This is a genomic window from Bradyrhizobium sp. ISRA464 (assembly GCF_029910095.1).
GTDB lineage: Bacteria > Pseudomonadota > Alphaproteobacteria > Rhizobiales > Xanthobacteraceae > Bradyrhizobium.
The window spans coordinates 6,408,656-6,434,518 of record NZ_CP094526.1; the positions used below are offsets into that span (position 1 = coordinate 6,408,656).

Here is a 25,863-nt window from a genome sequence, read left to right on the forward strand (position 1 = left end):
TGTGCCGCGAGCTCCACCTTGAGCTCGTTGCTCAGTGCAACCACGCATGGCCCGAAGCGCCGCGGTCGAAAGCCACGCCAGCTCCTCCGGCGCGATCCGCTGCACTCAGCTCGATCTCGACCAGCCCGCAGGCCTTCGTCGGCCGCGCGCTGATGTCCAAAGGCCTCGCCGATGAAATACGCACGTCAGCTGCGCTGCGGCTCTCGACACCAATTTAGATCGGCACGAAGCTCGGCGTCTTGACCGCCGGCGCCGCAACCTGGCGGCGCCCTCCCGTGAGCAGTCCGGGCCGATGCCATTGCGCTGCGTCACCTCCGAAGCGTTCGTTCGCTCCCGCCTCAAAGCTCTGCGCCGACTATTGTTGGGTTTGTCGAGTTCGCAACAGGTGGTGTTTCGACCCTTGCTGTTTCGCGCTCACTTAAGTCTCTGAATAAAATGCAGAACGGTTTCAGGGGTGCCTTTCGCAGCAGTCGGCACGAGTCTTGATTTGGCAGGTGCCGCCCGAGCTCAACGAGCGATCATCTCATTCGAAGGAACAACAGTGAAGACCAACCTGTCAGCCATGGTGCATCCGAACAAAACGCATATGCAGCGTCTGGCGCGCCGCTTTGGATAGAGGCGGGAGCGGCTGACGGAGCTTTGTTGCTCCCTAGCTGCATGTCTACGCGCCTCCCGTAATTGCGAATTCCGGACGACGCTGAGCTACGCGCGCTTCTATTGGTCCCCCGAGCTGAGGCTATAAATTGAGAACGAAACAATTCGCAAGGACGGCTACGGCCGTCGCGGCCTATGCGTTGCTCGCCACGCCCAGCCAGGCCATTGAAACTTATGATGTCAGGGATTCGAACGGTGTGCCGTTTATACGGGCGCGAATATTCGGTACCGGCGACGCCCCCTATTGTTGCGAAAATGCGGAGCCGGTGTCCTCGGTGCGGAATTTGTCGCAATGGGAAACAGATCAGGCGCTGGCCGGGATTCAGTATTGGGCTGAAATCATCAAGGTTGTCCCTGGTCAATCGCCGGCCATTATCAATATCGTCGCAGACCATAGTGACAACGCGTCTGGCTTTTCCGCTTATCAGGGGGTCGTCACGAAGGTGCAGGCGGCACTCACCGGTCAGGATCCGGGCGAGCTTGACGATGGTGCGCATGGCGTGATTGGAATCGGCCAGATGGGATTCTCATCCGAGCCGTATATCCCGTCCCAAGTGTCGATGACACCCAGTACGAATCTACCAGCGGTCGTAGTGCACGAGATGGCACATGCGTTGGGCATGCTGGGCGACGGTACTAACTGGGTGTCTTTTTCCAAAACGATAGATGGGTGGACGAGCCATTGGTACGATGACAATGGCAAACAGGCTCGGCCGGGGCAGACGATTTATTGTTCCCGATGCTTGAACCCACCAGCTGCCGACGTTTTCGACCTCCGGCGCGATCAAGGCTATTTCGGTGGGAGGCACGTGAGCGAAGTGCTCGCCGGCGCCATGCCAGGTGTTCCGCTGCGATCGACGAGTGGCATGTCGCATATCGAGCTCAACAACAGTTTGATGAGCCATCAGAAATACCGGAACTACACCAATCTGATGGAGGCGGAGCTCGCAGCGCTCCAGGATCTCGGCTACACCATCGATCGGCGCAATTTCTTCGGCTACTCACTGTACGGCAGTGGCCAGACTCTGGTGAACGACAACCCCTTCTTCAGCCGCAACGCCGGTGGTACCGCCTACCTTCCGAACACCTACAATACGGCCATGCTTGGGCTGGGATTGCACGTGTATGGCAGCAATAATACGGTGGTTCAGCGCGCCGACCTGCTCTCACGCGGCGTCGGCGGTGCGGGCATCCGCGTCGACGGCGGAAACAATTCAATAACAATCCTGCCCGGGACTCGCGTCTATGCGGACGGCGCCAATGGGCGCGCCGTCATGTTCATCTACGGCAAGGATCACACATTTACCCAGCGTGGTGACGTGCAGGCTGTCGGCAACCATGGCATCGCCGCAAGCTTCGATTTCGGCAACAACGTGGTAGGGAATCGCTTCGAGTATCGTGGCTCGTACATTCACACCACGCGTAATGAACCGGCCCCAATTCTCGATGAAATCAATGGTCCGCTGGTCAGCACGTTCGACCTGACCGGACGTCTGGCTGGCAACTATGCGGCGATGTACATGTCGAACAACGCTTATGTGGGCCAGATCAATGTGATGCGTGGGGCGGTGCTATCAGGGGACATCCGTTCAGATTACGCCCAGGTTGATGGAAACGGTGCGCCGCGGCTAACAAAGTTGACGTTCGGCATAGCGCCCGATGCGAGTGGTCACTCTACAGGGCAACCAGACCCAAGCTTTGCATTTCGCTATCATGGCAATATCGTCGGACACAACAATCTGTCATTGCAATTGTTGGGCGGCAGCTCTTTTTTTACCGGACATCACGAAGTGTACGACGCGAATGTCGCGCAAAGTGCAACGCTGACTGGCAATGGCAGTTACCTGCTCAACACCGATGGCCGTTTCATCAATAGCGGCACGTTCGCGCCGCTAATCAATGGCCGTGACAACAGCATAACGGTGAAAGGCGACTTCTTACAGACCTCTAGCGGCCGCTTGCAAGTCGCACTGAACGATACTGGCGCATTCAGCCGACTCGTGGTGAACGGCAATGCAGCTGTCAACGGTACGTTCACGATTGCGCCGCAGCGTGGCTGGTATGGCAGCGGTTTCAAGTTTGCATCCAATCAGTGGTTGAACGCCACAGCTCTCACCGGTTCATTCACGAACGTGGCGACATCTCTTCAATCACCTACCCTGACAGCCGTGGCCGCGGCTCAGGGCAACAATACGTACGCTGTGACGTTCTCGCGTCCACCCGAGGCTTACTCTCGCTATGCCGCCGATTCCAACAGCCGGCAGGTGGGAGCGGCACTTGATCAAGTCGCGGGCAACGCCGCTTTAGGGTTGCACACCCTCGTCGGAGCACTCGACTTCTCCGCGCCGGACGGTACAGGGGTTACATCTGCGCTGGGTCAGCTTTCGCCAGCGGCCTATGCGTCGGCCACAGCCGAGCAGGTCAACAACAGCTTCTATGCCCGTTCGGCGGTCTACAACCGTCTGAAGCAGGCTTTCGGCGGCGCGCCATCCCACCCGATTGCGGTGATGACTTATGGGTCTGAGCAGGCTACCGGCAAATCCGGCACCGCTGTCGGTTCGATCGGACAGACGCCTCCCGGCGCTCCATCCGATGACTTGCTGCGTTACGCGGCGTGGGGCTTCGCCTTTGGTGGCTGGTCAACGCAATCAGGTGAGAGCAATGCCGCCAAGACCAAATCCACCATTGGCGGTTTCCTAACTGGTATTGATACGGCCGTCGATGACGACTGGCGTTTCGGCGTTCTTGCAGGCTACAGCCGCTCTACCTTGATAGCTAATTCTCCTCGGTCGTTCGGCAGCAGCGAGGAGTACACAGTCGGTACCTACGCCGGCACCGAGTGGGCTGCACCAAAAGGAGCTATCGCGTTCCGCTCAGGCCTGGCCTTCACATGGCACGATCTGCAGATGACCCGCAACGTTGCCTTCCCGGGCTTCAGGGACAATCTGAGCTCCGACTACGATGCACGCACCTTCCAGATCTTCGGGGAGCTCGGCTACACGGCTCACGTCAGCGACCATTCCTTGGTCGAGCCCTATGCCAATCTCGCCTATGTTCAGGGCGAAACGGACGGTTTTAGCGAGAAAGGATGGAGCGGAGCGACACTTGATATGCGCGCCGACACAATAAGAACGACCCTCTCCACCCTCGGCATCCGAGCCACTAACAGCCTTCAGTTTGGGCACGTAGCCTCGACAGTACGGACCGGCCTTGGCTGGCGCCATGCCTTTGGGGACTACATTCCGCTGTCAACAGGCAGCTTCGCTGCCGGTTCTAGCGCCTTTGCAGCTTCGGGCCTATCCATTGGCAGGGACTTGGCACTCGTAGAATCCGGTGTGGACTTCCAGCTCTCCAGCAACACGACCCTTGGCGTCGCCTATCAGGGTCAGTTCGGCTCAGGCGTCGCACAGAACAGCCTCCACGCCAACTTCAACGTGAAGTTCTGAGGACGCCGGAGGCGAGAGCTTTTGGAGGACCGGGTGTCCGGATCGACCCGGAATCCGAAGGGATCGAGGAGAAGTATAGGGCTATCATCGAGGGGTGACCCACAGATTGTCAAGGATCGACAGCGTCACGTCCCCGCGCTTGAATCGGCCTTGCACGGCTGCGCAGTCAGGTTCGGCGAGGCGCCAATGCCGCGTGCCGGCTGCCGGGGCCGCACTTGGCGAATAGCGAATAGCCCCGCTTCCAGGACCGCGTCGGTGACATCGTCCGGCAGTCCCGTGCAACTCCGAGGCAGTTTGCAGTTGCCCGCGGCAATTAGCCAGTCATGTCCAACGGTGCACTAAAAGACTGGGTGGCACTTGGAGTAAGATCAGACTCGACCGATAGTTTCAGCTCGAGATGACAATTGCATTCGCGCGTTCTGTGCGAGACCGAACAACATTGTCGGCGAGACTTCAAACAGCACAGCCTCCACGCACGCTGATTGTCGCGCAAGCCTGTGACGTTGGATAGCTTGTCAGCGCCATCGTGACTCGCATCAATGCAAGGCGCGAGCGAAATCACAAAAGCTCGCCGGATGAACAAATGGTCAAGAGCCTGGAGCAAATGGCGTCAGGTACGATGCTTGAGGACGAGAAAAGCATGCCAAGTGAGGCCGGGTGCACTGGCGGGTTACGGGTCGGGGTCGTTGGTCTGGGACATGGCTTCGTGATGGCGCAGCAGGTTCTCGCGACCAGAAAGGCGATGCTGGCAGGATTATGCGTTAAAGATCCGTCCAAACACGCTCAAAAGGCCGAATACCTTGGAGCTCCAGTCTATAACTCTATCGCGGCTTTGCTTGACAATGCCAGGCCGGACGGCGTCATCGTCGCAGCCTCGACTGACAGCCTGGTTGAGATGGCCGAGCGATGCATTGAACGAGGCGTTCCTGTCCTGCTCGAGAAACCAGGAGCTCGAGACGTGACGGAGATTGGACGCCTACAATCAGCCGTCAAATTGCGTCGAACGCCGGTGCTTGTCGGATATCACCGCAGATTCTCAAATCAAATTGGATGGCTGAAGCGCGCCATCGACGAAAAGATCGTAGGATCAATCAACCGCGCCGTTGCGCTTTGGCTGGTACGCAAGCCAGACGATTATTTTGGTTCCTGGCGCGTTGAACCGTCTGCTGGTGGCGGCATGATGATGATCAACATCGTGCACGAGATAGATACGTTTCAGCATCTTCTTGGTCCGATCTGCGAGGTGAGCGCTGTCGGTCAGGAGACGATACGTACTCGGGATGAACTCGATCATTCATGTACGATCACGGCCAAAATCGAGAACAGGATGGGCGGCGCCTGTCACCTCACCTTTATCCACTCTGACCTAAGCCCCTCACCGTTCAGCTATGAGAACGACGCTGCAGAGAACGGCGTCTTTCACAGATATCCCAAGGACTGTTACCTCCTGTTCGGAGCAACCGGCACGATTTGCTTTCCATCGGGAGAGATCTGGTCGACCAAGCGGCCCGGTAAGGGATGGACGGAGCGGCTTGAACACTCGATCTTTGCAGACGTGACCGACAATGCTTCGTGCAATCCTCTTTTACGCGAGGTCGAGCACTTTCTTGCCGTGATCGAGGGACAGTGCAATCCGGCAATTACCCTGGAAGACGCCGCGTCGACATTGTCTGTCATACAGGCAATCAAAGACTCCATGTCGTTGGGCCGACCCGTTGCTCCGCGTGCCTGCCTCGCGCCAACCGGCACACGCTCGAATGGAGGCGGTGTCCTTGCGGGTCGCCGCGGCAAAGGAGGGTAACAGGATGCATTCCGCGTTTGAGGGCAAGACCGTGGTCGTGACTGGAGGCACGCAAGGAATAGGCGGCGCCATCACATCGCTTTTTCTGGAACAGGGGGCCAATGTGTGCGCTTTCTTTCATAGTGACGAGCAGGCTGCCAAGCAGCTGCGCGAACATGTTGGGGAGCACCGCGATCGGCTCCTGACGCTTCGCGTCGATGTTTCTGATTACCATGCGGTGAGTTCTGCGTTCGACATGCTCAGGGTCCGTTGGGGAAATGCAAATATCCTGGTCAACAATGCCGGGGTCCATTGCCCGGTCAGCCCGTTCGAACAGCATGACAATCAGACCTGGAGTGACGTCTTCTCGACCAACGTGTTTGGAGTTGTATTCGCGACCAAAATTGTCATTCCCGCCATGAAAGAAGCACGCTGGGGTCGCATCATCAACATTTCTTCGATAGCCGCGACAGAAGGCTTGCCCAATGGCAGCCCCTATGCGGCAAGCAAGGCAAGCTTGCTCGGGCTTACGCGCAGCCTGGCAAAGGAAGTCGCCTCCTACGCCATAACGGTCAATGCGCTCTTGCCTGGGATGACGGAAACGCGAATGGCCGATGCGTTGCCGCGTGACGCTTACGACCGCATCCTATCAACGATCCCGATCGGCCGAATTGCGACGTCGATGGAAGTCGCCTCCTTGGTCGGGTTTCTCGCGAGCGATGCGGCAAACTATGTCTCCGGTTCACTGATCCATGTGTCGGGCGGGCGCTAATGGCCCAGCGCCGATGGACGCTCTCAAAGCGCGATCGAGCGCGACGGGATGGCTCGGACATATTTATCAAGAAACCATTCAGCCAAGCAGATGCAACCGCATTTGGCTTGCCTGGAACAAAAACGGAGATTTCTTAATGCTCGCTAACCGGCAGGTTGCAATCGTCACGGGCGGTTCTGGCAATATCGGACAAAGTATCGTGCACGCATTGTCGGATCAGGGCTATCGCACAGCCGTTTTCGATCGACGTCCCCCATCGCGGGATCGTTCCTCCGATGAGGTGATCTACTTGCCGGGAGATGCTTGCAGAGAAGATCAGGTCAACGGGGCCTTCGCGCAACTGTTTGATCGGGAGGGCAGACTTGATCTATTGGTCAACGCGGCAGGAATCTCGCCCAAGCGAGAGGGCTCAACAAGAGCACGGCTTTGGGATCTGACCCTTGATGAGTGGACCAATGTGATCAACGTCAATCTGAACGGCGTGTTCTTGACCTGCAAGGCCGCAAGCGAGTATTTCCGTCGGCAGCGCTCGGGTCATATCGTCAACATCGGCTCAGTGATGGGCTTCATTGGAGCCACAAGCGCGACGTCAAACAGGTTTCCGTACAGCAATTCCGGTCTGCATTATTGCGCATCAAAAGCCGCGGTCCACAACCTCACCAAATCACTGGCGCGCGAACTTGCAGAGTTCAATATCAGGGTCAATTGCATCGCGCCTGGCGGAGTAGAGGGAGGAATGTTTCGCCTGCAGGAGGAACAGCAGCAATCGCTCCTACGCCAGGTGCCTTTAAACAGCTTCTGTCAGGCTCGAGATATCGCCGAGGTCGTCCTCTTCCTCGCCTCCGACACCAAGAGCCGGATGATCACAGGCCACACCGTAACGGTGGATGGCGGCTGGAACATGCGTTAGTCGGCATGCGTGTCGTCACGGCCGTCGAGCAGTTGCATAACGGCCGTCGATATTTTGACGTCCGTCAATCCAAAGCTGTCGAGCGCGTCCTCATAGGACAGATTGTTTTGATATCTCGAGGAACCAGAGAGCGGCAAGTGTCTGACGTGATCCAGGCGATGCCGTACGAGCAACTCCGAAACAATGCTGGCTAGCCCGCCGACCTTCCCATGTTCTTCGACAGTGACGAGTACGTCTGTTTCTTTGAGCACTGTCAGAAAGCTGGTTTCGTCAAACGGCCACAGACGGATTGCATTGAGAAGGCTGCAGCTGATCCCTTTGTCATTTAGCAAATCAGCGGCGTCGATCGCGCCGAGAAGGCAGCGGCCCATGCTCAGAATTGTCACGTGATGGCCTCGCCTGAGGATCTGCACCCTGCCGAGTTCCAAGCTCTCTCCACCATGCTCCTTCATCCTTGCCGGCAAGAACGAGTTCTCCACGCGCAGGTAAGCAAATCCCCGTTCGGCAAATAAGCGATCGACGATGTTGCGCATGTCGAGCTCGCTGCTTGGGCAGTAGATGGATACGTTGTCCAAGCTACGCATGATCGAAATATCTTCGTGGGGAACATGGGTATGCCCCTGGAAGGTGTAGTAGAGGCCAGACCACAGGCCGACAATCTTAACGTCGTAGTTTTCATGAGACAGGACTGTGCGGATCTGCTCATAAGCCCTCATGGTGACGAACGATGCGATGCCGACAATGAATACTTTGTGGCCGCAGCTGGCCAGTCCGGCAGCGACGCCGGCCGCACACTGCTCCATCACCCCGAGGTCAAGGAAGTAAGCCGGATACTCTGCTTCGATTTGCTCGACCTGCGATGATGTCTTCGAATCAACGGAAATGAGGGTGAAGGCGTGTCCCTTCCTTGCTTTTCCGATGAGCGCGGCTGCGAACGCGGAACGAAGATCAAGAGATTGGTTTGGCACGACTATGTGCAGCTCCTGACTGGACTTAACAGGCTTCTGGCCATAAGCACCGACTATTGCGGTCACGGCCCAATGAATTGGATCTGCGTTGCGAGGGACACTCGGATGGAACTTGTGTCACGCCTTTGACATGGCACCCCGACGATGAGCATTGCGCCGCATTTCTTCCGCAAGGCGGAGCGAGCGAACCATACTCTGCAGTCGGCGCAATCGCGGAGATATTGGGTCTTTTGGCTTGACGGGTATGTCCGCTGCGGTCCAGTCGACAGACCTCAAAAGACATCGTCAACACAATCGGATTCTGACGCAGGATCTCAGCCGTGTCGGATCGCGCGCAGGAGCTGCGCTCTGGAGAGCACGATAATCCTCAAGGAGGGCGGGTTGCCATCTGTTGCTTTTGCTCCATCGAAGATTCGCGCCGCGGGACAACTCGGCGCGCCACATTGGCCGGTCTATTCCGCCAGCCGGCGCTTCGCCAGCGAGGCTCACTCACGACATTCCAGGTCTCTGAGCTGGGCCAACCTGATCCACAGGTCACGGCTGTTATTGACCGCGAGCGCACCGGCACGCCTCCAGCTCTTTGATCGCCATCTCGTACTCCGCCTCAGATGGAACCCGGTAATGCCAATCCAAAGAATTCTCCATGAAGGATACACCCCGCCCCTTGGTCGTGTGCGCGATCAAGATTTGCGGAGATGTGGACGTTTCAGCGTTGGCCCTGGCAAGGTCGAGCGCGTGCAAGATGTCCGATGGCGAGTGTCCGTCGGTTTCTTGCACAGTCCAACCGAACGATTTCCATTTCTCAGCCACGGGCTCAAGGGCCATGATCGATTCGGTTGGGCCATCAATCTGAAGTCGATTTCGGTTGATGACGACCAGAAGATTGCTCAGCTTGAGGTGGCTGCCCGCCAGAGCTGCCTCCCAGATGGATCCTTCGTTCATTTCCCCGTCGCCGATAAGCACGACAGTTAAGTAGGATTGACCATATCGTCTTGCGGACAGCGCCGTTCCGATTCCAAACGCGATCCCGTGCCCTAAGGATCCCCCCGTCATCTCCACGCCGGGTATCTTGGTGGTTGGAAACATCGTCAGTTCAGAACCGGGCGCGAGAAACCGCTCCAGCGAACAAGGCGGCAAGAACCCGCGAAGCTGCATGACGGCAAAGAGCGCCACGGCTCCTTGGCATGAACTCAAAATGAAGCGATCTCTGCCAGGATCGTCTGGTTTCAGCGGATCGATGCGCAGAAATCGATAAACCAGGCAATAGAGGATTTCGATCAACGAAAGCGATGAGCCAATGTGTCCACCCCCGCTTTCCTGGACTGCACTTAGCGTGCGAACTCGAAGTGAGCGGCAGAGCAATTCGTCGGCTCTATGCATTTCCGCCGCCGACGCGAGCTTCGATAGGTCGTTGGTCGGCTTGATCTGCTCCATAAGATTCAACGCCTGATAAGGGTGCTGCATGCGCAATATCGTGCCGAGATGGAGTGGCGTGGCCTCGTTGGTTAGTTTGATGGACTTCCTGTCGTCGAACTGAGCAACAACCTGCCGTCCATGCTGTGCGGTGCGGCACTGTCCGCCACGATGAAAATGTCAATATCTCGTTCACTGGACGTCGCACGCTCCGTCGACTGGCCATTGCCGAGCCCATAACGTTCAGACATTGGATTGGCAATGAGTTTGTCCCCCTTCACAATCATGATCTAAACGCTCTTAAGCTGCTTCAACACCACCACTTCCGGCTTCTCGCACGAGCGCCGAAATCGTCGACCCGCATTTCGCTCCGCGGTTCGAGCATCCGGTTGGCCAGACTGACGTCGGCCGGCTCCATCTCATGGAAGAGCTCTCCGCCGGCGAGTGCCTGGGAGCTCCCTCTGCTGCCCTCAAGGACCGACGCCGCCGCGCGCGCAACAATGACGCGCTCGAGCCACATGGCAGCGCTTCGATCCATGAAGCTGCCTTCAACGGATTGATCAGCTGAGATCGAGCAAGTTCCATCAGAAATCCAAGGCCGGTGACCGGTTGAGACCGTCTGGGTCGTAAAGGCTCTGTCAGGGGATGTCAGAGCAATCGGCATGCCGCAAAGACGCTGTCATAAGCCTGCCTGAGAGGGCGGCATCACGTCCCTCGCCCGAAGATTGGACGTCAGTTGTCGGACTCCTGACACACATAGTGTCTTCACCCCGACGCCGTTTGGACAAGACGGGATGAATCGCCAAGTCAAAAAAGTCGTCTTTGGTGACGAGCTCGAAGGTCCTCGAGGCGGGCCGGTGGCTCTCACGACGGGAGCGCCCACGCTCAAATGTGGCGGTTGCGCTTGCGTGCTTGCCGACCAGCGGATCGTCGCTCGACAGGAGATCCCGCTCATGCGAGACTGTTGATGAAATCCGTCCGGGCCGTTGCCGTCGCTCGCCAAGGTCTAGCTCCTGTGTCGATCGAAAGATTTGACTGTCGCGCCGATCGTGATCGCGGCCGTCCGCTCGTCCAAGACTTCGAGGCCTGTCAATGGCCCCGCGAGCCATCTTGTCGTCCTAAGCCAACATCGGCTGACGCGCGTGCTCCGCAACAACACTTGCCGCGACGGCATCTTCAGGTCGATCGGCCGAACACAGCCTGGCGCGGCTGGTCCCTGCAAGCTCAACACGGGAGAACCCGACGGCGAGCTGCGCGCCGGGGCTCGCGAAGCGCCGTAGCCCGTCCTTCAGCGAACTGCGGGCTCGGTTCGCAAGCGAAGGCTTGATGCGCAAGATCATTGACGGCTCGACGCAGCTCCTTGGTATTGTTGGGGATCCGATTGAGCAGGTGCGCGCACCTGAAGTCTGGAGCGCTCTGTTTCGCGCAAATGGCTTCAATGCGGTCTGCGTCCCGCTCCATGTCAAGCCTGCCGAGCTGAAGACCGCCCTCAGGAGTCTGCAAACGATCCGGAACCTGGCCGGTCTGATCGTTACGATCCCGCACAAGCTGGCGGCTGTGCACCATGCGGACATCCATACAGACCGGGCACGTCGGGTGCAGTCTGTGAACGTCATGCGGCGGGACGACCAAGGCCGCTGGCATGCAGACATTCTCGACGGCGTCGGGTTCGTCAGGGGATTGCTGGGCGCAGGTCAACGCATTGAGGGACGTCGCGCGCTCGTCGTTGGCGCGGGAGGAGCTGGCACTGCGATCGCCTTCGCCATTGCAGAAGCGGCGGCGGCATCTGTCCATGTCGCGGACATCGTGACAGATCGCGCGCACGCTCTCGCGAGCCGACTTCAGGCAGCCGGAATCCCGTCCGGGATTTCGGCAGCATCGGCGCGAGGATACGATCTCATTGTGAATGCCAGTCCGGTCGGGATGAAACCGGATGATCCGATCTCGATCGACTGCACTGATCTGGTGCCTTGGGCATTGGTTGGGGACGTTGTCGTTCATCCCCAGATGACCCCGCTGCTGCTTACCGCACAAGCGCGCGGCTGCTACGTGCAGCCGGGCGTCGTGATGATGGACAACCAACTCACCGAGATGCGCGAATTCTTTGGTTTTCCTCAAGGAGACTACAGCCCTACGGCGGTCACGCGGGCGACCTCCATATAGGTCTTGGGCTCGCCAACTTGCCCCGCTCGAGCTCGAAGGGAATAGCGGACTCGTGTATTGGCGATGGATCGCTGAGCACGTGGCGCCACGGTCCTTGGTTGCTTGCGACTTTTTGCGTTCAGCCGGTGAATATCCCGAACCTGATCGGTGCTCATCGGAGCTTTTGCCAACGCGATCGCCACACTCGTCCAAGGCGAAGATACCAACGACATCGAGGTTCCAGCTGATCGGGCCAGCCGAGCAGCCGCAACGACCGCATGAACAGGTTGATGAGGTCTAGGTGCGGTCACGGCGCATTGTGGTGGCCGCACGCTCCGTGATGCCACCGACGGCCGAGCACAATGTCGAGTGACATTGTCCGATCTACGACGACCCCAGATATCGGACATTGGCCGTTGCGGACGACTTTGTTGCGTTTGCACCTTGGCATGACGAATGCATACAGCAGATCGGACACTTGCCGCTCAGAGCGCAGAACGGCGACGGAGGCCATGAAACGTTCATGTTAATCGAGCAGCGAACGAACCGGGGCGGTGACGATACAGGGAGCAGTTCGTCGGGTGGGATTTGCCGATCTTCGAGAGGAATACCCGCGTCGAGGGCACCTACGTTTTCATCGGCTGTCTTCGCATTGAGAGCAACCAGAACCGCCCATCCAGATGTCCGCCAGTGCGCCGTGTGATTCTGCCCAGCTCGAGCCAACGTTCGCGGTCGCGTCATGCGCAAGACGGCCAGAGCGGCTCTCCCCAAGAAGACATTGACGCTGCTGCACGTGATTGGCGACGTTCAATCCCAGCATTCCGGTATCGACATACAAACAGGAGGGATCATGTACAAGTACGGCGCCTTGATGCTTGCGCTGTTGGCTGCGCAGGACTCGGCAGCCGCGCGGACTCTGCCCGAGGACATCGCTAAACCACCGCCGGCGCTATCCGATTACGAGCGAGCGCTCACGATCGGCGCTCGCTATGGCCGGCTCACCGTGAATGTCCCCGCCGAACCATTCTGGCTCCGCGAGGGCGAGGCGTTCGTCTACCGACGGACGACCCAAGGCAAGCAGCAGTTCATGCTGGTGAATGCGGCAACTGGCGTAAAGCAGCCGGCTTTTGATCAGGCCCGCCTCGCGAAGGCTCTGAACAGGGCGAGCCACAAGAACTATAAGGCCGACGACCTGCCCTTCGCCCGTTTCGAGCTGACCGACAATAAGATCGACTTCAGCATTGAAAATATCCGATGGAGCTGCGACCTTGTAAGCTACGCCTGCACACGAAACGCATCGCGCCTGGACGCCGATCAGCAGAGCTACTACGACCACACGCCACCCGCGGAGAATGATCCGCACAAGGCAAGCGTATCGCCTGACGGCAAATGGCTGGCCTATACCAGGAACTACAATATCGTCCTGCGCAGCAAGGACGGCTTGCAGGACATTCCACTGACCTTTGACGGATCCGAAGGCAACTACTATGCCGTCTCGACGCTGAAATGGTCTCCAGATTCACGTCACCTCGCAGCTTACCGCATCCGTCCGGGCCACAAGCGAGAGATCCATTACGTGGAGTCATCGCCGAGGGATCAGCTTCAACCCAGACATTCGACGATACCGTATCCGAAGCCAGGTGATGCCCTGGCACTGTCCCAGCCGGTGCTGTTAGACATCGTTAGCCAGCGCGAGATCACAATCGATAATACCCTGTTTCCAAATCCCTATGAACTTTCGCCGATCCAGTGGTGGGAGGACGGGCGCGGCTTCACCTTCGACTACAATCAACGTGGGCATCAGCTCTATCGACTTGTCGCGGTAGACGCCGCCACGGGCCACGCGAGCTCTTTGATTGATGAGGTCAGCCAAACCTTTGTCGACTACCATCCTCTGGTGAACCAGCCGCATAGTGGAAAGATCTTCCGCTACGACGTGGACGACGGAAACGAGATCATCTGGGCCTCCGAGCGCGATGGATACGAGCATCTTTATTTGTTCAACGGCCGGACCGGCGAGCTCAAAAACCAGATCACCAAAGGAGATTGGGTGGTCCGCGCGGTCTATCATGTCGATCCGATCAAGCGCCAGATCTGGTTTGGCGCCAGCGGGATGAACCCGAGGGAGGATCCCTACTACGTCCACGCCTATCGCATCGATTTCGATGGGAAGGGCTTGACTGCGCTCACGCCTGAGCAGGCCAATCACCACATCGAATTCTCACCTGACGGCCGCTACTATGTCGACCTATGGTCCCGCATCGATGCCGCGCCGCGCATGGTGCTGTATCGCGCCAGCGATAATGCCAAACTGATGGATGTCGAGAGTGCCGAGATCGCCGAACTCAGCGCTGCCGGCTGGCGGCCGCCGCTCAGCTTCCATGCCAAGGGGCGCGACGGCAAGACCGATATATGGGGCATCATTCACCTGCCGGCCAACTTCGATCCAAACAAGAGATATCCGGTCGTCGAGCGGATCTATGCCGGTCCGCAGGGCTCTTTCGTTCCGAAATCCTTCTCGACCTGGGTCGAGCCGCTCACCGAGCTGGGATTTGTCGTCGTTCAGATCGATGGCATGGGGACGAACAACCGCTCGCGCGCCTTCCATGATATCGCCTGGAAGAACCTGAAGGACGCAGGCCTTCCCGACCGCATCCTCTGGCACAAGGCGGCGAGCGCGAAGTATCCGTGGTACGATATCTCCAACGTCGGCATTTTTGGCACGTCCGCCGGCGGCCAGAATGCGGTGAGCGCGCTGCTCTTCCATCCTGATTTTTACAAGGTGGCCGTGGCCAACAGTGGCAACTACGACAACCGGATGGACAAGATCTGGTGGAACGAACAGTGGATGGGTTGGCCGGTCGGCATCGAATATTCGCAATCCTCCGCCATCGACAACGCCCACAGGCTGCAGGGCAAGCTGTTGCTCATTGTCGGCGAAATGGACCGCAACGTCGATCCGTCCTCCACCTTCCAGCTTGCCGATCGGCTCATCAGGGCGGGAAAATACTTCGACATGCTTTATGTGCCCGGCGCCGATCACGGAACGCCCGGCCGTTATACCCAGCTCAAGGTCCTAGACTACTTCGTTCGTAACATACTCGGGCAGGTCCCGCCGAACTGGAATGCCGCATCGATCGAGCTGCCGAAGAGCGAACCAGGCCTCGATGGCATGAAGGCGCTTCTGCATTCATGTCCGAGGCCGTGACGCTTCGCATCAAGCGCCTTCGCGAAATCGGGACCCTTGGTCCGGGTCTGAAAGCGAAAGCCAGTTGGATCAAGTACACGAGATCGGCGGGCATTGCTCTTTACGCAAAGCATGCCCCTGGTGACTTGCCGCAACTCGCCTAACCCGCCTTGAAATTCGCTTTGGCCAAAGGGACCAGAGCATGAAGCGCAGCCGCTTTGTGGTAGAACAGATCACCGCAATCGCGGTCCGGCGATTGCGGTCCCGGTCATGCCAAGGCGATCGCCGCGATCATCGCCGTATCGATCGCGACGCCGACGATCATCATGCTGCCGCTGATGCTGCCGGCACTGACCTGCTTCGCCGAAAAGCTAGGTTCTCTTTAGTAGACGTTGGCAGTCATTGGCTCTTTTACGCAGCAAGGTTGCCAATCGCCCGACGACGGCGTTATCCAACCCCTCTTTTTGTGCGCGCGCGTGAATATCCGCCACGCGGTTGGGAATCTGTTCGGCCATGGAAACCAGGCTTGCAATAAGCTCGTCCGGATCAACGCGCGTTTCGCGCGCAAATTTCTGCCATTGACGCACACCAATTTGGTCAAGCTTGTATTCGCCCCCGACCTTCACGGCGAGCTTGACTTTTCGCGGGTCAATGCGGTCGTAGGTAAGAATGCTCGCTATATCGTACAGCGGTGCGAGACGGACGTGAGGGCCGCTGGCCAGAAGCAAGGAATAGTTCTTGGCATGGGCATCGGAGCCTCCAATGAGCCAGTTGAAGCCCAAAGCCCTGACGAACGTCTCAAGGTCGGCCGCGCGGTCCGTCGAGTGGGTGCGTAAGAGCTCAATCACATCCGCAGGCGTTGGTCCGCCCTCGTTCTGGTATTTCCTGGTCGGCGGGATGCCCATGGCCAGGCAGATATCTTCCTGGTGTACCCGGATGATGTCGTTCCCACTGGCTTGCCGGTCGTAGCGTTCAACAACGATCGCGACTTCCTTTTCGAACCGCATCACCCTAGATTCGGCGGCGGGCAGCGCGAGTTCGCGTGCGAGCTGCAGGCAGATGTGCTCATTCTCGGCGTGGCCATCGAAGTGGCTCGTCGGCGGCTTCAGCAAGCTTGATCGGGAAAAGCCAAAAGCTGCCGGCGCTCCCGCGACCGGGACGAGTCCGTCGAGGAGGCCCATGCGTTTCAAGCCGAGCGGCGCGGAAATGCCGGACCAGCCGATTGCCGAGTTCGTTCAGCGCAGTCGAATTCGTGCCCCGCGTCGCAAGACCTTCAGCCGCAAGCGGGGTAGCTATGGCCTGAGACACGATGCGGAGCGCACGACAGTCGGCTATGTGCGAACGACATGTTACTCGCGGCCATACTGACCGTGGGTTTTGCGGCCGCGCCTCCCTATTCGGCTTTGCCGGGCGCTCCCCTTCGATATCGCCCCCAATGCCGCATAAGCGGCCCGAAGAGTAGCTAACAGTTCCCGGTTTCAACAGTTGCGTCAATATTTCGCTCAAGTTGTTGAAGCCAGATCCCGAATGATAAATACGGTTTCAACAGTGAGGACCAAGCCAAGCATCTAATGTTGAAACCGTGTATTTTCAAGAACTTAATAACGATCAGCGCCGCGAGATGGTGAACAGCCTGCAACGGTTTCAGGCCCTGCGAGACGCTAAGGGAATCCATGCCGCGCATCGCGGTTCCCTGACCTGGATGAAGTCCAAAGGCCACGAATACCTCGTCCGCAGCTATTACGACAAAGCCTGCCGCCGAAAGCAAAGTTCCCTCGGGGCGCGGTCTCCCGGAACCGAAAAGATGAAGGCCGACTTTGAGGCCAAGCGTGCTGCGGCGGAAGACCGATTGAAGAATTTGCGCGATACGATGGAGCGCCAAGCCGCGGTCAATCGCGCGCTCGGCCTTGGTCGCGTACCGCTGATCGGAGCCCGGATTATGCGCGCCCTCGATGGCTTCGGGGTGCTGGGTTCGGGCATTCGGATTCTCGGAACGAACGCGATGTACGGTTATGAGGCCCCCTCCGGCGTCAGGATCGATTCAGGCCTGGCCACGACGGAACATATCGACCTTCTGTTCGACGCGCGTGGCGGACTTACGTTCGTGGGAGATGACGACGTCTCCGAATCTTCACTGCTGAGAATACTTCAGCGCGTCGACACCAGCTTCGAACGCGCCAAGCAGCCATGTCGAGCTGTGAACCGGGATGGCTATCTCGTCGATCTGATCAAGCCCATGCAGAGCCGTCCTTGGAAGGAGGTTCCGGGCAAGATCGGCTCGGACCCCGAAGTTCCTTCTGCCATTCAAATCGAAGGACTCGATTGGCTACAGAATTCTCCGGGTTTCGAGGCGGTCGCAATCGACGAAAAGGGCGAGCCGGTTCGCATCGCCGCTCCAGATCCGCGGGCCTGGGCCGCCCATAAGCTTTGGTTGTCCGGTCGCGCGAACAGGGAGCCACTGAAGCGCCAACGAGATGCAGCACAGGCGGAAGCCGTGGGCGCTCTGGTCGCGAACTATCTGACCCACCTGCCCTTCGACACAGAGCAGCTAAGGATGCTACCGAAAGAATTGGTAGACAGCGCGGCGCGACTTTTCGTTCAGAAAGATACCGCAGTGCGGACCTAGCGGTCAGGCTCGACAATAGCCGGCGCGTAGCGGCGGTACCATGATTATGATCCAGCGCTCCTGCTCATCCCCGTAAAGGTCCGCCATGGGGATATACGGGAGATGAGTGGAGTAATGCTCGACACGGTGGAATACTTATGCGCAGTCGCGACTGCCGAATTGGCTTCGACGAGACAGGTCTCATTACCGAACTGAAATCTGCCATCGATCTGTTCGTCCATTAATCGAAAGGCTGCCGTTGCGCGAAGCCAGAGGCGATCGAACAGACCGTGGAGAGATTTTTTCGAAAGCGTAGCCGCGCGCATGCGCTTCTAGCGCAGCCAAGCCGAGGAACGTCATGTCAATGGATCTAATGTTGTTCATGATGCGCCCTCGCGCATCGGATTGACGATCTGTAGCCCGACGAAATCCTTTTCGTGATCGGTAACCACGACGCAGTCATTCGCACCAGCGACGGCGGCGGTGACATGCCCACTGCGCGACGGGCGGCGGCCTCACCCTCCGCCATGAGGCGGGCCCAGACCAGGCTGGCCCAGTCGTCGAACGGCAGGATGCGCCCCGCAAACAAGACCTGAGGCCCCTCCGATCCCGAGCACCAGGTGTCGAGCGCATCGCGCTTCTTGCCGCGCGGCTTTTCGAGAGCCGCGCGACGAATTTCCGTGACGGTTGGTGACGCGATGACGGTTGGTGACGCGATGAACAGATCTTCATCTCGCTGCGCCACCATCCAGGCCAGCAGCGACCCCGACGGCTATGGGTTGACGACGTTGCTGATGATGTTGGTGTCGAGAAGGTAGCGCTTCACGGGCCGACCTTGCGCCCCTCTTCACGATGGCGGGAAAGATCAGGTCAGCACCCACCAGAGGCGAACGACGCAGTGCGGTGAGGATAGCACCATGTTTGGAGGGCTCGCCCGCGATGACCGTCTTCACGGCGACGCGAACCTGCTCTGCTTCCGGTCCTTCCTCGGCCAGGCCGCGGGCCAGCGTCCGGATCAGATCGCGACCGGACTCGTGGGCCATAACTTCGAAGCGCGTGAAGCCGCGCTGCGTACAGGCGCGCACGGTAGTTCTTCGTCGCTCTCTTCCGTGCGGCGTTGCCCATGGCCCGCCCTCCATACTACATCTGGTGGCAATGGTCCCGAACCGCGCCTGATCGAATTGACTCATCTGCTCGCCCGTCGTGCCGGCCGAGACTGTTCGAGGAGCAGAGAAGGCACGCCATTTGATACGCTCCTGAGTGCGGCTGAGACTCGCGATGGGCAGACCGGTCCGGCCGGACACCGCTGTGTAGCGCTCGATGCCCCTGAAGAAGGCACCCGAATCCTCAGATTCCGGGCGCATGCGGTCCATGACGGCATTGAATAATTGGTGCTCTTCAGTACGGCCAGCGGCTGGTCCAACACGAGAGGCGTCGGCGTTGGCAGCTTCATTGGCCCAAAGATCGGAAATGGGCGATTGCCCGCGCTCGTCAATGTCCCGCATAAATCATCTCCGATGAAAACGGGACGGCGCCGCCTGCCCGCAACGATTTCGTTCTTCCGAAACGGACGATCGTCACGCGCCGGGGCGACGCCGATACTTGGGTTACCTGACGGAACGCTAATGGTTGAAACGATCGGCCGTCGACTGGTGTCAGCGCCATCGTTCGTCTGTGATCGATGGCAGAGTTCCAGCGCCAATACTGATCAGCAGAAGTTCAGTGGTATCGCCGCAAAGGCTCAGAGCGCGTGGCTCTGCTTAGCAGTGCGGTGACTACCAAGCGCATCCAGAGCAGCGTGAATTTGGGACGGCCGACGTGGACTTTGCGGTTCCGCCGCGCGTGAATATGAAGTTCGTAAACTCGACGGATAGTGGAAGGACGATGTCCGCGGCCTGGGCGACTGATCGCTTGCCTGTAAGATCTGAGAGGCCTCACGACGAGCACGCGTCGCGCGAGCAATCGGCTTGCCGTCGGACTCATGCAGGCCGATATAGCTGCGGCATAACGTGGCTATCCACCCGCACTCCGCGCCCGCCTGGTCCGCTTCGCTTTTCGCACTAGCGTATTTGCCTTTGCAGGAACAGGACCGATCAAAGGCAAACTCTGTACGAAACGGACCAACACGCGCGCTCGGCGAGCGTGAACTATTCGGGTCATAGTGCTACGCTTCATATCGGAATGCCCGACGCCATGACCGATTTCGACGTCTCAAGCCAACAACCGCATTACCGCGCGTCACGGCGGGCCGCTTTAGTCTCGTAGACTTGCTGGTGTCCTTCAAATCGTCGGGGGGCGCTAACTACTTACCGCGGAATGAAGCGCCCTTCGGATTCCGGACGCTCGCGCACCTGTTTAGTCCAACCATGGCACTCACACCACTGATCGCCTACGCCCATGTCGTGAAGAGCTTTGGTAACGGTCATGACGCCGGACGCGTCATGGCCGTCGACGATGTCTCGCTCGATATTGCAGCGGGGGAATTCGTGGCGATCGTGGGCGCCTCGGGCTCCGGCAAATCCACGCTGTTGCGGCTTGCCAATCGTCTGCTCGACGCCGACAGCGGTCGTGTTGTGGTAGAAGGCGCGGACGTGCGCGACGTCGATCCGGTGCGTTTGCGCCGGCGCATGGGCTACGTGTTCCAGAGTGGCGGGCTATTTCCGCATCTGCGCGTCGCCGACAACATCGCGATCACGCCGAGACTGCTCGGATGGGCCGCCGCCGAGATCGCCGCGCGGGTCGATGAGCTCCTCGATCTGGTACGTCTCGATCACTCCCTCCATCGCGATCGCCTTCCGCATGAACTGTCGGGCGGGCAGCAGCAGCGTGTAGGTGTGGCGCGGGCGCTCGCCGCCCGTCCTCGTATCATGCTGATGGACGAACCCTTCGGCGCGCTCGATCCGCTGACCCGCGACACTCTCGGCGAGGACTACCGCGCTCTGCATCGCAGGCTCGCCTTGACCACGGTCATGGTCACCCACGATATGACGGCGGCCTTGCTGCTTGCCGATCGCATCGCGGTGATGCGGGCCGGGACAGGTTGTAGCGCAAGGCCGGCCAACTGAGCTCTCAAACAACAACGATCCCTATGTGGCGGAGCTGTTGCGCACGCCCAGGCGTCAGGCGGAGCGGCTGAACGCCCTGCTCCCGGGGGCAAGCACTGGATGAGTTTCCTGTCCGACCCGCGTTGGCGCGACGCGGCAGCGCACCTGCCGGACTATCTTGGCAGCCATGTTCAGGTCAGCTTGGCAGCACTGGCGCTCGGGCTTGTGATCAGCCTGCCACTCGCGATCCTCGCGCGCAACCACACCGTGAGTCGCGGCATCCTGCTAGGCCTCGCAAGCATCGTCCAGACAGTGCCGGGACTGGCACTGCTCGCGCTGTTCTACCCGCTCCTGCTCGCCATTGCGTCGTTGACGCTTCGCTGGTTCGGCTTCGACTTTTCCGGGTTCGGATTTTTGCCAGCCATGCTGGCGCTGGCGCTCTATTCCATGCTGCCGGTGCTGCGCAACACCATCACCGGGCTGAACGGCGTCGATCCCACACTGCTTGAGGCAGCGCGAGGAGTAGGCATGACCCCGGGGCAATCGCTGTTCACGGTGGAGTTGCCGTTGGCGCTGCCGGTGATCATGGCCGGCATCCGCACCTCGGCGGTATGGGTGATCGGGACCGCGACATTGTCGACGCCGATCGGGCAGACCAGCCTCGGCAATTACATCTTCGCCGGATTGCAGACGCAGAACTGGGTGTTCGTGCTGTTCGGCTGTGTCGCTTCAGCGGTGCTCGCGCTCGCGGTCGATCAGCTTCTGGCGCTGATTGAGCGAGGCTTGCGCGAACGCAGGCGCCTGCGCACGACGTTTGGCAGCGTCGGGATTGCCGCACTTATCGCGGCCACCCTGACCCCTTCGATAGCGCGGGCGCCGTCGACCTACATCGTCGGCGCCAAGACGTTTGCCGAGCAATATGTGCTGTCCGCGTTGATCGAGCAGCGGTTGCAGGCGGCGGGATTGCAGGCCTCGACGCGCGAGGGCCTCGGCTCCAACGTGATCTTCCAAGCGCTCGCAGCCAACAACATCGACGTCTACGTGGATTATTCCGGCACGCTGTGGGTCAACCAGTTTCACCGCACCGATATGCCGCCGCGCGAAACGTTGCTCGCCGAGTTGACGACGATCCTGGCAAAGCAGAATATCACCCTGCTCGGCGCGCTCGGTTTCGAGAACGCCTATGCGCTGGTGATGCCGCGGCAGCGCGCCGATGCGCTGGGAATGCATTCGATCGCCGACCTGGCTGCGCACGCACCGGCGCTGTCGATTGCGGGCGACTACGAGTTCTTCTCACGCCCTGAATGGGCCTCCCTGCACAAGGCTTATGGCCTGTTATTCCGCACGCAACGACAGATGCAGCCGGATTTCATGTATGCGGCAGTGGCCAGTGGCGACGTCGACGTCATCGCGGGCTATACCAGCGATGGGCGGATCAAGAAATACGACCTGGTGGCGCTGGCCGATCCCAAGCACGCGATCCCACCTTATGATGCGGTCCTGCTGCTGGCACCGCGGCGCGCGCATGACGCGGCGTTGCAGGCCGAACTGAAGCCGCTGCTTGGCCGGATCGACATCGCGACGATGCGCGAAGCCAATTTGCGCGCCGGCGGAAGCGACGCGAATTCTTCGCCCGCCGCGGTGGCACGTTGGCTGTGGCAGAGGATCAGTGGGCAGTAGGCGGGGGCCGGCGCGCAAAATAATCAGGGCACAGCACGGTGGACGCAGTGCGGTCGGCCTCTGCCCTCCGCCCCTCCCCCCGCTTACGCACTCACGCCCGAAGTCTTGCCGCTAAAACAGCACGTGGCCGGTCACGACGAGCAGAATGGTGCCGGCGATCGGGCCGCCTCTGCGACCAGGCGATCACGAGGCTTCGGACAGTGGCAGCGGCGCGCCTCATCACGGCGTTTTGCGACGTGTGGAGGACGAGAGCCACGATCTTGCCAGCGGCGATCTTGTGGAGATCGGCGACTTCGTCATTCTTGACGACGCCGTCTCCTCAGTTCGTCGGATCCATCGGCGACGCGCCAAGGGACGGTGTCCAGCTCCCGTCGATTTACAGTGCGTCCCGGGCCTGATGTACGAAGACGTATTTCGCGCGCGAGTCCGCGTCCCTTACGTTGCAGGGTGCGCTCGCGGGGCGTGCCGATGACGTTGGTCTCGCGCAGCATCGCCTCTTTATCAGAGGCGCCGACCATGGAGCGACAATCGCTCCTCGCGATGCGCATCAGCGGAAAGGTTACCGAGGGACGATCCCAGAGACGTGCATAATTGTGCCGATTCCGGGCATTGATCTCAGATCCGTGCGTATGGGCCATCGCTTATTCCATGCTTATACGGGCTTGCGTATAAATCTGAAATATACGCGATCACGTGTATTTACTTAGTATACGAGATCGCGTATATCCCCCTTGGAGGCTGGATATGACGCAGCATATTGCCCGCACGGAAAGGCAACTTGGAGCCGTCCTGCGCCGGGTTCGCAAACAGGCCGGGCTGACGCAGTCCGATCTAGGTAAGCGCATTCACCTGCGTCAGGGAACAGTTTCCCGCCTGGAGGGGGGCGCGCCCGCAATTCAATTGCGCACCCTGATGGAAGCCCTGGCAGCCCTTGATCTCGAACTGGTGATCCGCCCGCGCAGCAAGTCGAGCGCTGCCGACATTGAAAGCGTCTTCTGATGGCCCGTCGACGAGCGAACGCCCCCTTAAATGTGTTCGTCAACGGACGGTTGGTCGGCATGCTTCGGCGCGAATCAAGCGGAGCAATCGATTTCCGGTACGATCCGCAATGGCTGGCCTGGGAATCCACTTTTCCAATTTCTCTCTCGCTGCCCCTTCGAGAGGACCGCTACATCGGCGCGCCGGTCGTCAACGTGTTCGACAATCTGCTTCCCGATAGCGAACCGATGCGCAGACGCGTGGCCGAACGTGTCGGGGCGAGTGGAATCGACGCCTACAGCATGCTGTCCGCGCTCGGGCATGATTGCGTTGGCGCGCTCCAGTTTTTGCCTGAGGGGGTCGATCCAGGTCCGGCCGGGAAGGTCGACGGGAAGCCGGTTAGTGACGCCGATATTGGCAACATCATCCAGAACCTCGCTACAGCTCCGCTCGGGGTTGGCGAGGATGAAGACTTCAGACTTTCGATTGCGGGCGCGCAGGAGAAAACCGCCTTACTTCGCCGCGATGGCAAATGGTACAAGCCGGTCGGCACTGCCGCGACCACGCACATTCTCAAGCCGCAAATTGGCAGGCTGCCAAACGGCATTGACCTCTCCAACAGCGTTGAGAACGAATATTTCTGTCTGAAACTGCTGTCCGGCCTCGGCATACCGACTGCCAACGCGGAGATCGGCGAGTTCGGGGGACGCCGGACCCTGATCATCCAGCGATTTGATCGACGCTGGACAGGCAACGGGCGCTTGCTGCGCCTTCCCCAGGAAGATTGTTGCCAGTCTCTGTCGGTGCCGCCTTCGAGGAAATACCAGTCGGAAGGTGGCCCCGGGATGAAAGAGATTCTGGAACTGCTCAAGGGTAGCGACGCGCCGGCGGAGGATCTGGCGACATTCATGCGCGCGGCCGTCGCGTTCTGGCTGATTGGAGCAACGGATGGTCACGCCAAGAACTTCAGTGTCTTCTTGAGCCCTGGGGGGCGCTTCCGCCTCACCCCCCTGTACGACGTGCTGACCGCCCAACCGAGCCTGGATGCAAAGCAGATTCAGCCCAAGGTATTCAAGCTCGCGATGTCCGTCGGCAAGAGCCGACACTATAGAATGAGCGAAATCCAGCCTCGCCACTTCATCCAGACGGCCGAAATGTCCGGTGTCGGAGCTCCCCTCGTCCGTTCAGTTTTCGAGTCTCTGGTCGAAAGTTTCGAGCCGGCTTTCGCCCGGGTTCTTGACAAGCTTCCGAAGGAATTTCCGTCGGAGCTCACGGAGTCGATCAGGATCGCCGCACTGCACCGGATCACCCTGATGAAGGAAGCCTGGTCCAATGCAGCACCTTGATTCCGGTCAGGATCATGACAGAGGAACCAGCGGAGCACGGGATTCTTGAGGTGCGACGCATGGACCTATTCAAGGCTTCGACGTCGGCACGGGCGAAGACCGACAGACAAGAAGCGATCCAGCATGGCATTGACCTGATCGGCAACCTCGATCGTGTTGAAATGTCCGGCGAGCATCGTTTTCGCGATCACCAGCTGCGGGCAGATCTCCTGCAGCCGATCGAGGTCGCGCGCCATGTTCACCAGCGGAACGTCTGCGGAAATATAGGCCATAGGGATCCGGCAGGCTCGAGCGGCAGGGACGGGATCATAGTTCAAGGTTGCGTTCCGTATCATCGAATAGGCCACATGCTGTGGCGTTTTCTCGCAAGACGGACGTACATAGGTCTCGTAGATCGTCTTTCTCCGGGCGGGATCGTCGAAATCGCAGCCCATGTCCCATGCGTTTGCGGTCAAGACCGCAAGATAGTCGGGCCCGCCGATACCTTCCAGGAACGCGGAAAGCTCGCGAGAATCGCGCAAGCTGGGCGGTGGCATGACAATTGTGTCGATCATGACCACGCCTGAGGCCAAGTCCGGATAGCGGCCACACAGTTCGAGCGCGATCCGGCCTCCCATGCTGTGGCCGATCACAACCGGCTTGATCAGGTCCAGTTGAGCGCATTGCCAGGCGATATCGTCCGCAAATCCCGCGATGGTGTACTCCTGCTCAGGCGCATCGCTGGCGCCATGGCCGCGAATATTGACGGCCACCACGCGACGGTGCTGCGCAAAATGGGCGATCTGCGGCGTGAAGATGCCGTGGTCGCCAGTCCAGCCATTGATAAGGAGCAGCGGAGGGATTTGACCGGTGCCAGGTCCGGCCTCAACATGCGCCAGACGTACGCCGTCGCGACGAAGCACGATGGGCTCCAACGTGTCATAAGAAATCACGATCGT

16 protein-coding genes and 3 pseudogenes are annotated in these 25,863 nt (G+C 59.3%); 11 read left to right on the forward strand and 8 right to left on the reverse strand.

What is annotated here, in order from left to right; genetic code table 11:
* Positions 1-743 precede the first annotated feature (743 nt).
* The 4 genes from MTX19_RS29945 to MTX19_RS29960 all read left to right on the forward strand — a co-directional run bounded on the left by MTX19_RS29945 (position 744) and on the right by MTX19_RS29960 (position 7,562).
* A complete protein-coding gene (locus MTX19_RS29945; RefSeq protein ID WP_280985601.1) occupies positions 744-4,100 on the forward strand; it encodes an autotransporter domain-containing protein in 3,357 nt (1,118 codons plus the stop codon).
* Positions 4,101-4,683: 583 nt separating this feature from the next.
* Positions 4,684-5,901 carry a Gfo/Idh/MocA family oxidoreductase gene (locus MTX19_RS29950; protein ID WP_280973127.1) on the forward strand — a complete coding sequence of 406 codons (1,218 nt, stop codon included), beginning with the start codon at positions 4,684-4,686 and terminating at the stop codon, positions 5,899-5,901.
* A 4-nt stretch (positions 5,902-5,905) separates the two neighbouring features.
* The gene (locus MTX19_RS29955; RefSeq protein ID WP_280973128.1) at positions 5,906-6,652 is read left to right on the forward strand and encodes an SDR family NAD(P)-dependent oxidoreductase; all 747 of its coding nucleotides are present in this window, start codon (positions 5,906-5,908) and stop codon (positions 6,650-6,652) included.
* 13 nt (positions 6,653-6,665) lie between these two features.
* Positions 6,666-7,562 (forward strand): SDR family NAD(P)-dependent oxidoreductase, encoded by an 897-nt coding sequence (locus tag MTX19_RS29960; protein ID WP_280980524.1) that lies wholly within the window; start codon positions 6,666-6,668, stop codon positions 7,560-7,562.
* Here the strand turns inward: MTX19_RS29960 and MTX19_RS29965 are convergent.
* From MTX19_RS29965 to MTX19_RS29975, 3 genes are all read right to left on the reverse strand, one after another.
* Positions 7,559-8,530, reverse strand: a complete 972-nt coding sequence (locus MTX19_RS29965) for a transketolase C-terminal domain-containing protein (protein ID WP_280985602.1) — start codon at positions 8,528-8,530, stop codon at positions 7,559-7,561. The genes MTX19_RS29960 and MTX19_RS29965 overlap by 4 nt on opposite strands.
* Before the next feature lie 543 nt (positions 8,531-9,073).
* The gene (locus MTX19_RS29970) at positions 9,074-9,994 is read right to left on the reverse strand and encodes a transketolase (RefSeq protein WP_280980526.1); all 921 of its coding nucleotides are present in this window, start codon (positions 9,992-9,994) and stop codon (positions 9,074-9,076) included.
* 1,067 nt (positions 9,995-11,061) lie between these two features.
* The gene (locus tag MTX19_RS29975; RefSeq protein ID WP_280985603.1) at positions 11,062-11,283 is read right to left on the reverse strand and encodes a hypothetical protein; all 222 of its coding nucleotides are present in this window, start codon (positions 11,281-11,283) and stop codon (positions 11,062-11,064) included.
* Between MTX19_RS29975 and MTX19_RS29980 the strand changes: the two genes are divergently transcribed.
* Both MTX19_RS29980 and MTX19_RS29985 read left to right on the forward strand, forming a co-directional pair.
* Entirely contained in the window at positions 11,270-12,106 is an 837-nt protein-coding gene (locus tag MTX19_RS29980; protein ID WP_280980527.1) for a shikimate dehydrogenase, read from the forward strand. The two genes, MTX19_RS29975 and MTX19_RS29980, sit on opposite strands and share 14 nt — an antisense overlap.
* Positions 12,107-12,935: 829 nt before the next feature.
* Positions 12,936-15,293, forward strand: coding sequence for a S9 family peptidase (locus tag MTX19_RS29985; RefSeq protein ID WP_280984915.1), 2,358 nt, complete (start codon positions 12,936-12,938; stop codon positions 15,291-15,293).
* Between the two features lie 350 nt (positions 15,294-15,643).
* Here MTX19_RS29985 and MTX19_RS29990 read toward each other — a convergent pair whose 3' ends face one another.
* Complete coding sequence (locus MTX19_RS29990; RefSeq protein WP_280980528.1) at positions 15,644-16,453, reverse strand: HipA domain-containing protein; 810 nt, start codon at positions 16,451-16,453, stop codon at positions 15,644-15,646.
* Positions 16,454-16,854: 401 nt separating this feature from the next.
* Between MTX19_RS29990 and MTX19_RS29995 the strand changes: the two genes are divergently transcribed.
* Entirely contained in the window at positions 16,855-17,898 is a 1,044-nt protein-coding gene (locus MTX19_RS29995) for a nucleotidyltransferase domain-containing protein (protein ID WP_280980529.1), read from the forward strand.
* Between the two features lie 359 nt (positions 17,899-18,257).
* On the opposite strand, the pseudogene MTX19_RS30000 reads toward MTX19_RS29995, so the two are convergent.
* Both MTX19_RS30000 and MTX19_RS30005 read right to left on the reverse strand, forming a co-directional pair.
* A pseudogene (locus MTX19_RS30000) lies at positions 18,258-18,703 on the reverse strand (VapC toxin family PIN domain ribonuclease).
* Positions 18,700-19,002: pseudogene (locus MTX19_RS30005) on the reverse strand (hypothetical protein). The pseudogenes MTX19_RS30000 and MTX19_RS30005 overlap by 4 nt, the downstream one beginning before the upstream one ends.
* A 1,241-nt stretch (positions 19,003-20,243) precedes the next feature.
* Here MTX19_RS30005 and MTX19_RS30010 point away from each other — a divergent pair.
* Positions 20,244-21,045: pseudogene (locus MTX19_RS30010) on the forward strand (ATP-binding cassette domain-containing protein).
* A complete protein-coding gene (locus MTX19_RS30015) occupies positions 21,042-22,601 on the forward strand; it encodes an ABC transporter permease/substrate-binding protein (RefSeq protein WP_280980530.1) in 1,560 nt (519 codons plus the stop codon). The pseudogene MTX19_RS30010 and the gene MTX19_RS30015 overlap by 4 nt, the downstream one beginning before the upstream one ends.
* A 296-nt stretch (positions 22,602-22,897) precedes the next feature.
* On the opposite strand, the gene MTX19_RS30020 is transcribed toward MTX19_RS30015, so the two are convergent.
* Positions 22,898-23,239, reverse strand: coding sequence for a hypothetical protein (locus tag MTX19_RS30020; protein ID WP_280980531.1), 342 nt, complete (start codon positions 23,237-23,239; stop codon positions 22,898-22,900).
* Positions 23,240-23,345: 106 nt separating this feature from the next.
* On the opposite strand from MTX19_RS30020, the gene MTX19_RS30025 reads away from it, so the two are divergent.
* Both MTX19_RS30025 and MTX19_RS30030 read left to right on the forward strand, forming a co-directional pair.
* Positions 23,346-23,600 (forward strand): helix-turn-helix domain-containing protein, encoded by a 255-nt coding sequence (locus tag MTX19_RS30025; protein ID WP_280973140.1) that lies wholly within the window; start codon positions 23,346-23,348, stop codon positions 23,598-23,600.
* Entirely contained in the window at positions 23,600-24,925 is a 1,326-nt protein-coding gene (locus MTX19_RS30030; RefSeq protein WP_280985604.1) for a type II toxin-antitoxin system HipA family toxin, read from the forward strand. The genes MTX19_RS30025 and MTX19_RS30030 overlap by 1 nt, the downstream gene beginning before the upstream one ends.
* A 65-nt stretch (positions 24,926-24,990) precedes the next feature.
* Here the strand turns inward: MTX19_RS30030 and MTX19_RS30035 are convergent, their stop codons facing one another.
* On the reverse strand, positions 24,991-25,857 hold the full coding sequence (locus MTX19_RS30035; protein ID WP_280980532.1) for an alpha/beta hydrolase: 867 nt from the start codon (positions 25,855-25,857) through the stop codon (positions 24,991-24,993).
* Positions 25,858-25,863: the final 6 nt, after the last annotated feature.

Coding starts and splice junctions, on each gene's coding strand:
- MTX19_RS29980 (WP_280980527.1), top strand. CDS start 11,270: ATGCGCAAGATCATTGACGGCTCGACGCAGCTCCTTGGTATTGTTGGG.
- MTX19_RS29990 (WP_280980528.1), bottom strand. CDS start 16,453: ATGGGCCTCCTCGACGGACTCGTCCCGGTCGCGGGAGCGCCGGCAGCT.
- MTX19_RS29950 (WP_280973127.1), top strand. CDS start 4,684: ATGGTCAAGAGCCTGGAGCAAATGGCGTCAGGTACGATGCTTGAGGAC.
- MTX19_RS30020 (WP_280980531.1), bottom strand. CDS start 23,239: ATGGCCCATACGCACGGATCTGAGATCAATGCCCGGAATCGGCACAAT.
- MTX19_RS29960 (WP_280980524.1), top strand. CDS start 6,666: ATGGACGCTCTCAAAGCGCGATCGAGCGCGACGGGATGGCTCGGACAT.
- MTX19_RS30030 (WP_280985604.1), top strand. CDS start 23,600: ATGGCCCGTCGACGAGCGAACGCCCCCTTAAATGTGTTCGTCAACGGA.
- MTX19_RS29975 (WP_280985603.1), bottom strand. CDS start 11,283: ATGATCTTGCGCATCAAGCCTTCGCTTGCGAACCGAGCCCGCAGTTCG.
- MTX19_RS29970 (WP_280980526.1), bottom strand. CDS start 9,994: ATGCAGCACCCTTATCAGGCGTTGAATCTTATGGAGCAGATCAAGCCG.
- MTX19_RS30015 (WP_280980530.1), top strand. CDS start 21,042: ATGAGTTTCCTGTCCGACCCGCGTTGGCGCGACGCGGCAGCGCACCTG.
- MTX19_RS29955 (WP_280973128.1), top strand. CDS start 5,906: ATGCATTCCGCGTTTGAGGGCAAGACCGTGGTCGTGACTGGAGGCACG.
- MTX19_RS30025 (WP_280973140.1), top strand. CDS start 23,346: ATGACGCAGCATATTGCCCGCACGGAAAGGCAACTTGGAGCCGTCCTG.
- MTX19_RS29985 (WP_280984915.1), top strand. CDS start 12,936: ATGTACAAGTACGGCGCCTTGATGCTTGCGCTGTTGGCTGCGCAGGAC.